The sequence below is a fragment of the Pseudomonas sp. AGC41 genome, assembly GCF_057334555.1.
In genome coordinates, this window is the sequence record NZ_JBHFJB010000087.1 from 36,874 (window position 1) to 43,115 (window position 6,242).

Below are 6,242 nucleotides of genomic sequence, written 5' to 3' on the forward strand. Positions count from 1 at the left end.
CGCGAAAGCGGAGTGTCGGCCAGCAGAGAAGCCTGGTTTCAGCCCGCCATCGTCAACCGGTTGCGCCCCTCGCGCTTGGCCACATACAAAGCATTGTCCGCCCGGCGCACGAGACTTTCGGCGGACTCGCCCGGCAGCAACGTCGCGCAGCCCAGGCTGACCGTCAATTCGATCCTGGTGCCGTCGGCAAAATAATCCTCGGCCTGGGCGGCATAACGCAGCCGTTCACCGACCATGGCCGCCGCTTCTCGATTGGTATTGGCCAGCAGGATCAGGAATTCCTCACCGCCGAACCTGAATACCATGTCGACATTGCGCAGCTGGCTCTTGATCGAATCGGCAACGGCCTTCAGTACTTCGTCGCCGACCCCATGCCCATGGCTGTCGTTGATGCGTTTGAAGTGGTCGATGTCCAGCATCAACAACGACAGCGGCTGCATATGCCGCCTGGCCATGTCGATTTCCCGTTCCAGCGTCTGGTCCATGGCAATGCGGTTGCCGGTGCCGGTCAACGGATCGCGCAGGGCGCTCTGGGTGGCGGCGCGATAGAGCAGCGCGTTGCGCAGCGGGAAAAACAGTGCCGACAGGATTGACTCCAGGTCACTCTGTTCCGCGCTGCTGAAGCGCTGGTTGCGACGAAACACCAGCTCACCCAGATGCTCGCCTTCATGGCTGAGGTTGTAACTGAGGCTGTGATGCCCGCGCTGGCCGAACTCCAGGCGCAGGTCGCTGGGTTTGTGTTGGTAAACCAGTGCGTCCAGAGGCACCAGCCGCTGGATTTCACGGAAGAACAAACCCAGGATCCTTTGTGGCTCCAGGCTGGTCTGCAGTTGTTGGCTCAGTTGCTGGCGCAAATGCGCCAGGCTGATCGGCCGCGCCACGAGCGGCGACGGCTGGGCGAGACCCAGGCGCTGCAACTTGGCGCTGTCGAAATCAATTGCATTGGTCTGCGTGGGCGTTTTCATATGGCGTGAGCCCCTCAACTGAATCGATCCTGACCGGCGGGGTGAAGCGGCTCTGGGCTGCGCGTCGTACTGATCCATCAGTCCCGAAGGACATTGAGTTGAGTCTAGACCGCTTTCAGATGCAGGCGGTTGTCTCGTCCCAAGGCCCCGGCTCGCCGGACACGGCGTGTTTGAAAGGATTAGAGCGAAAGTCGTGCCATTCAGTTCATAGTGATAAAACTTGCTGTTGAATCAACAAGTTGTGCGCTGAAAGCACGAGCATTGAGCGGCAGGGCCTTGGCGTTTCGCCTGGCCGGCGGATCGAAGAGAGGCGCGCCGCGACGGTAAACCGCCGCGACGTCAGGTCCAGCGGTCATTGCGCGTTGAAAGCCTGGCCGTTGACGCCGGTACTGTCCGGGCCCATGAGGTACAGGTACACCGGCATGATTTCTTCGGGCGTCGGGTTGTTCAGCGGGTTTTCTCCCGGATAGGCCTGGGCGCGCATGCTGGTGCGGGTGGCGCCGGGGTTGATGCTGTTGGAGCGCACCGGTGCGACCGTGTCGACTTCGTCGGCCAAGGTCTGCATCAGCCCCTCGGTAGCGAACTTGGACACGCCATAAGCGCCCCAGTAGGCCCGGCCCTTGCGCCCGACGCTGCTGGACGTGAACACCACCGAGGCATCCTTGGACAGCTTGAGCAACGGCAGCAAGGTGCTGGTGAGCATGAACATGGCATTGACGTTCACCTGCATCACCCGCATGAAGTTCTCGCCGGAAAGCTGTTCCAGCGGCGTGCGCGGGCCAATGATCGAGGCGTTATGCAGGAGGCCGTCCAGATGACCGAATTCGGTCTCGATCATTGCTGCCAGTTCATCGTATTGATGGGGCAGGGCAGTTTCGAGATTGAAGGGGATTACCGCCGGCTGCGGATGACCGGCCGCTTCGATCTCATCATAGACCTGGGTCAGGTTGGCCTCGGTCTTGCCCAGCAACAGCACGGTGGCGCCATGGGCGGCATAGGCCTTGGCGGCAGCCGCGCCGATACCGCGACCGGCACCGGTGACCAGGATGATCCGGCCTTCGAGCAGGTCGGGGCGGGCGGAGTAATCAAACATAAAAAACCTCAAGAGATGGCAGCACGTACTTGTCACGCAGAGCAGTCATGGCAGGTGAGCTTTTGTGGGGGGGGGGGGGGGGGGCTCCCGCTGGACTGCGGAGCGGTCCCGAATCTGGCGACGACTTCGTCGCCGAGCGGGCCCCCCCCCCCCCGCCACAAGAGCGACCTCGTCGAACGAGGTCAGCAACTGCACAACGCGTTATCCAGCACTTCGCGCAGCGCCAGAGGATGGTCGATCACTACATCCGCACCCCAGTGCTTGGGGTTGTCATCCGGATGGATGTAGCCGTAGGTCACCGCGCAGGTCTTGGTCCCGGCGCTGCGGCCGGACTCGATGTCCCGCAGGTCGTCGCCGATGAACAGTACGCTGGCCGGGTCGAGGTCGAGCATCTTGCAAGCGAGGATCAGCGGCTCGGGGTCCGGTTTGCTGTTTTTTACGTGGTCCGGACAGATCAGCACTTTCGAGCGCTCGGCCAGCCCCAGCTGTTGCATGATCGGCTCGGCGAAACGCACCGGCTTGTTGGTGACTACGCCCCAGATGAGATTGGCCGCCTCGATATCGGCCAGTATTTCGGCCATTCCATCGAACAGATGGCTGTGAACTGCGCAACCCTTGAGGTAGCGGTCGAGGAATTCCTGGCGGAGCTCCTCGAAACCCGGCGATTCCGGGTCCATGGAGAATGTCACCGCGACCATCGCCCGGGCGCCGCCGGAAATCTCGTCGCGGATGTGCTGCGTGTTCATCGGTGGCAAACCACGGTCGGCGCGCATGGCCTGGCAGATGGCGATGAAGTCTGGCGCGGTGTCGAGCAGCGTGCCGTCCATGTCGAAGAGAACCGCTTTGAGACGCATCGACTTATTCCTCGCGCAGGGTCTGGATCATGTAGTTGACGTCCACATCGGCGGCCAGCTTGTAGTGCTTGGTCAGCGGATTGTAGGTCAGGCCGATGATGTCCTTGACGGTCAGCCCGGCCATGCGGCTCCAGGCGCCCAGCTCCGAAGGCCGGATGAATTTCTTGAAGTCGTGGGTGCCGCGCGGCAGCAGCTTCATGATGTATTCGGCGCCGATGATTGCGAACAGGTACGCCTTCGGGTTGCGGTTGATGGTGGAAAAGAACACCTGGCCGCCGGGCTTGACCATCTGGAAGCAGGCACGGATCACCGATGACGGGTCCGGTACGTGTTCGAGCATTTCCAGGCAGGTGACCACGTCGAACTGCCCGGGCATCTCCTCGGCCAGGGCTTCGGCGGTGATCTGCCGGTATTCGACGCTGACGCCGGACTCCAGCTGATGCAGTTGCGCCACCGCCAGCGGCGCCTCGCCCATGTCGATGCCAATTACGGTGGCGCCGCGCAGGGCCATGGCTTCACTGAGGATGCCGCCGCCACAGCCGACGTCGAGGACTTTTTTGCCGGCCAGGCCGACGCGCTCGTCGATCCAGTTGACGCGCAGCGGGTTGATGTCGTGCAGTGGCTTGAATTCGCTTTCGCGGTCCCACCAGCGATGGGCCAGGGCCTCGAACTTGGCAATTTCAGCGTGGTCGACGTTGCTCATGTGCAGCTCCTCGAAAAACTTGAAAAATCAGTGGTCCCGAGCCGTGGCTCAAGGGCTGTGCTATTCGTTCTGGCCGCTGACCCGACGTGCCCAGTCCTGGGCCGTGGCGATCAGCTGCGATTCGTCCATGCGCGTCAGGCGGCCGTCCTCCAGCAATGGCTTGCCGGCCACCCACAGGTGTTTCACGCAATGGCGGCCGGTGGCGTAGATCAGTTGCGACACCGGGTCATAAATGGGCTGCTGCGCCAGGCCGGACATGTCGAAGGCCACCAGGTCGGCGGCCTTGCCGACTTCCAGCGAGCCGACGATCGTCTCGATGCCTAGCGCGCGGGCGCCGTTGAGCGTGGCCATGCGCAACGCCCGGTGCGCGTCCAGGGCCGTGGCCGAACCGGCGACGGCTTTTGCCAGCAGGGCGGCGGTGCGGGTTTCGCCGAGCAGATCGAGGTCGTTGTTGCTCGCCGCGCCGTCGGTGCCGACCGCGACGTTGACGCCGGCCTGCCACAGGCGTTCCACCGGGCAGAAGCCGCTGGCCAGCTTCAGATTCGACTCCGGGCAATGGATCACGCTGCAATTGTGTTCTACCAGCAGCGCCTGGTCCTCGTCGCTGACCTGGGTCATGTGCACCGCCTGGAAGCGCGGCCCCAACAGGCCAAGCCGCGCCAACCGGGCCATTGGCCGCTCGCCAGTGTTATCCACAGCCTGCTGCACCTCGAAGGCGGTTTCATGAACATGCATGTGGATGGCCGCGTCGAGTTCCTCGGCGATCACGCGGATTTTTTCCAGGTTCTCATCGCCGACGGTGTACGGGGCGTGAGGACCGAATGCGACTTTGATCCGCGGATGGTGCTTGAGGTCGCCAAACAATTCGATGCCCTGACGAATGGCTTCATCGGCGCTGGCGGCGCCGGGGATCGGGAAGTCGAGGATCGGAATGGCAATCTGCGCGCGAATGCCACTGTTGTGCACGCGTTCGCTGGCCACCTTGGGATAGAAGTACATGTCGGAGAAGCAGGTGATGCCACCCTGGATCTGCTCGGCGATCGCCAGGTCAGTACCGTCGCGGACGAAAGCCTCGTCGACCCATTTGCCCTCGGCGGGCCAGATGTGCTGTTCGAGCCAGGTCATCAGCGGCAGGTCGTCGGCCAGGCCGCGGAACAACGTCATCGCCGCGTGACCGTGGGCATTGACCAGGCCCGGGCTGAGCAGCATGCCGGGCAGTTCGCGAACCTCCGTGGCAGCGCATTGCATGGCTTCGGCGCGTGGCCCGATGAACACGATGCAACCGTCGCGAATGCCCAGGCCATGATCCTTGAGCACGATACCGGCGGGTTCGACAGGCACCAACCAGGTCGGCAGCAATAATAAGTCGAGCGCAACGGCAGGCTTGGGCATCGTGGAACGGTTCCATGGGTTATAAAGGATGACGAAGTATACCCGAGCGTCTTCGCGGTGGGATCGCTATAATCGGCGGCTTTTGTTCATGAGTGCGGGGTGAAGGATGCGCGATCGACTGTTGGCTGCGGAGAAGGTGAAGGCCATCGATTGGCGCGATGGCGCTCTTTACCTGCTGGATCAGCGTGTTTTGCCGTTCGAGGAAAACTGGATCGCCTACACCAGCGCGGCCGGTGTGGCCGAGGCCATTCGTTCGATGGTGGTGCGCGGTGCGCCGGCCATCGGCATCAGCGCCGCCTATGGCGTGGTACTGGCGGCGCGGGCGCGGATGGCCGAGGGCGGCGATTGGCAAGCGGCGCTGGAAGCGGATTTCGCCTTGCTGGCCGATTCCCGGCCGACGGCGGTCAATCTGTTCTGGGCGCTGGATCGCATGCGCGACCGGCTGGGGCGCCTGAAGGAGCATGCCGAACCGCTGGCGGTGCTTGAAGCCGAGGCCATCGCGATTCACGAAAGTGACCGCGAAGCCAACCTGACCATGGCCCAGCTCGGCGTCGACCTGATTCGCAAGCATCAGGGCAACGCCCAGGCCATCCTGACCCATTGCAACACCGGGGCCTTGGCCACCGGCGGCTTCGGAACGGCCCTCGGGGTGATTCGCGGGGCGTTTCTGGAGGGTATGGTGGAGCGGGTCTATGCCGACGAAACCCGTCCATGGCTGCAAGGTTCGCGTTTGACGGCCTGGGAGCTGGCGAACGAAGGCATTCCGGTGACGCTCAACGCCGATTCCGCCGCCGCCCATATAATGAAGACCAAGGGCGTGACCTGGGTCATCGTCGGCGCGGACCGCATCACGGCCAATGGCGACGTGGCGAACAAGATCGGCACCTACCAGCTGGCGGTCTGTGCCATGCACCACGGCGTACGTTTCATGGTGGTGGCGCCAAGCTCAACCATCGACATGAACCTGGCCAGCGGTGATGACATCCCGATCGAAGAGCGTGATGGCCGCGAGTTGCTGGAAGTCGGCGGCAAGCGGGTCGGGGCGGATGCCGATGCGTTCAACCCGGTGTTCGACGTGACCCCGGCGGACCTGATCGATGCGATCGTGACGGAGAAGGGCATCGTCGAGCGGCCGGATGCGGCCAAGATGGCGCAGTTGATGTGTCGCAAGCGGTTGCATTGATAGCGGGTTCTGTCTGGTCCATTGCCTTGGCGGCAGGCTCGCTCCCACAAAG

Annotated in this window: 6 protein-coding genes; 1 reads left to right on the forward strand and 5 read right to left on the reverse strand. The window is 63.0% G+C overall.

Features of this window, described 5'->3' with window-relative positions; all coding sequences use genetic code 11:
* Positions 1–38 precede the first annotated feature (38 nt).
* The 5 genes from ACE04F_RS15840 to ACE04F_RS15860 all read right to left on the reverse strand — a co-directional run bounded on the left by ACE04F_RS15840 (position 39) and on the right by ACE04F_RS15860 (position 5,007).
* Entirely contained in the window at positions 39–965 is a 927-nt protein-coding gene (locus ACE04F_RS15840; protein WP_486108097.1) for a GGDEF domain-containing protein, read from the reverse strand.
* A gap of 352 nt (positions 966–1,317) precedes the next feature.
* The gene (locus tag ACE04F_RS15845) at positions 1,318–2,058 is read right to left on the reverse strand and encodes a YciK family oxidoreductase (RefSeq protein ID WP_434601439.1); all 741 of its coding nucleotides are present in this window, start codon (positions 2,056–2,058) and stop codon (positions 1,318–1,320) included.
* A 182-nt stretch (positions 2,059–2,240) separates the two neighbouring features.
* Positions 2,241–2,912, reverse strand: a complete 672-nt coding sequence (gene mupP, locus ACE04F_RS15850) for an N-acetylmuramic acid 6-phosphate phosphatase MupP (protein ID WP_486108099.1) — start codon at positions 2,910–2,912, stop codon at positions 2,241–2,243.
* A gap of 4 nt (positions 2,913–2,916) precedes the next feature.
* A complete protein-coding gene (ubiG, locus tag ACE04F_RS15855) occupies positions 2,917–3,615 on the reverse strand; it encodes a bifunctional 2-polyprenyl-6-hydroxyphenol methylase/3-demethylubiquinol 3-O-methyltransferase UbiG (RefSeq protein WP_486108101.1) in 699 nt (232 codons plus the stop codon).
* A 60-nt stretch (positions 3,616–3,675) separates the two neighbouring features.
* On the reverse strand, positions 3,676–5,007 hold the full coding sequence (locus tag ACE04F_RS15860) for a TRZ/ATZ family hydrolase (RefSeq protein WP_486108103.1): 1,332 nt from the start codon (positions 5,005–5,007) through the stop codon (positions 3,676–3,678).
* Between the two features lie 106 nt (positions 5,008–5,113).
* On the opposite strand from ACE04F_RS15860, the gene mtnA reads away from it, so the two are divergent.
* Positions 5,114–6,190, forward strand: a complete 1,077-nt coding sequence (mtnA, locus tag ACE04F_RS15865) for an S-methyl-5-thioribose-1-phosphate isomerase (RefSeq protein WP_486108105.1) — start codon at positions 5,114–5,116, stop codon at positions 6,188–6,190.
* The last annotated feature ends 52 nt before the right edge of the window (positions 6,191–6,242 follow it).

Coding starts and splice junctions, on each gene's coding strand:
- ubiG (WP_486108101.1), bottom strand. CDS start 3,615: ATGAGCAACGTCGACCACGCTGAAATTGCCAAGTTCGAGGCCCTGGCC.
- ACE04F_RS15840 (WP_486108097.1), bottom strand. CDS start 965: ATGAAAACGCCCACGCAGACCAATGCAATTGATTTCGACAGCGCCAAG.
- mtnA (WP_486108105.1), top strand. CDS start 5,114: ATGCGCGATCGACTGTTGGCTGCGGAGAAGGTGAAGGCCATCGATTGG.
- ACE04F_RS15860 (WP_486108103.1), bottom strand. CDS start 5,007: ATGCCCAAGCCTGCCGTTGCGCTCGACTTATTATTGCTGCCGACCTGG.
- mupP (WP_486108099.1), bottom strand. CDS start 2,912: ATGCGTCTCAAAGCGGTTCTCTTCGACATGGACGGCACGCTGCTCGAC.
- ACE04F_RS15845 (WP_434601439.1), bottom strand. CDS start 2,058: ATGTTTGATTACTCCGCCCGCCCCGACCTGCTCGAAGGCCGGATCATC.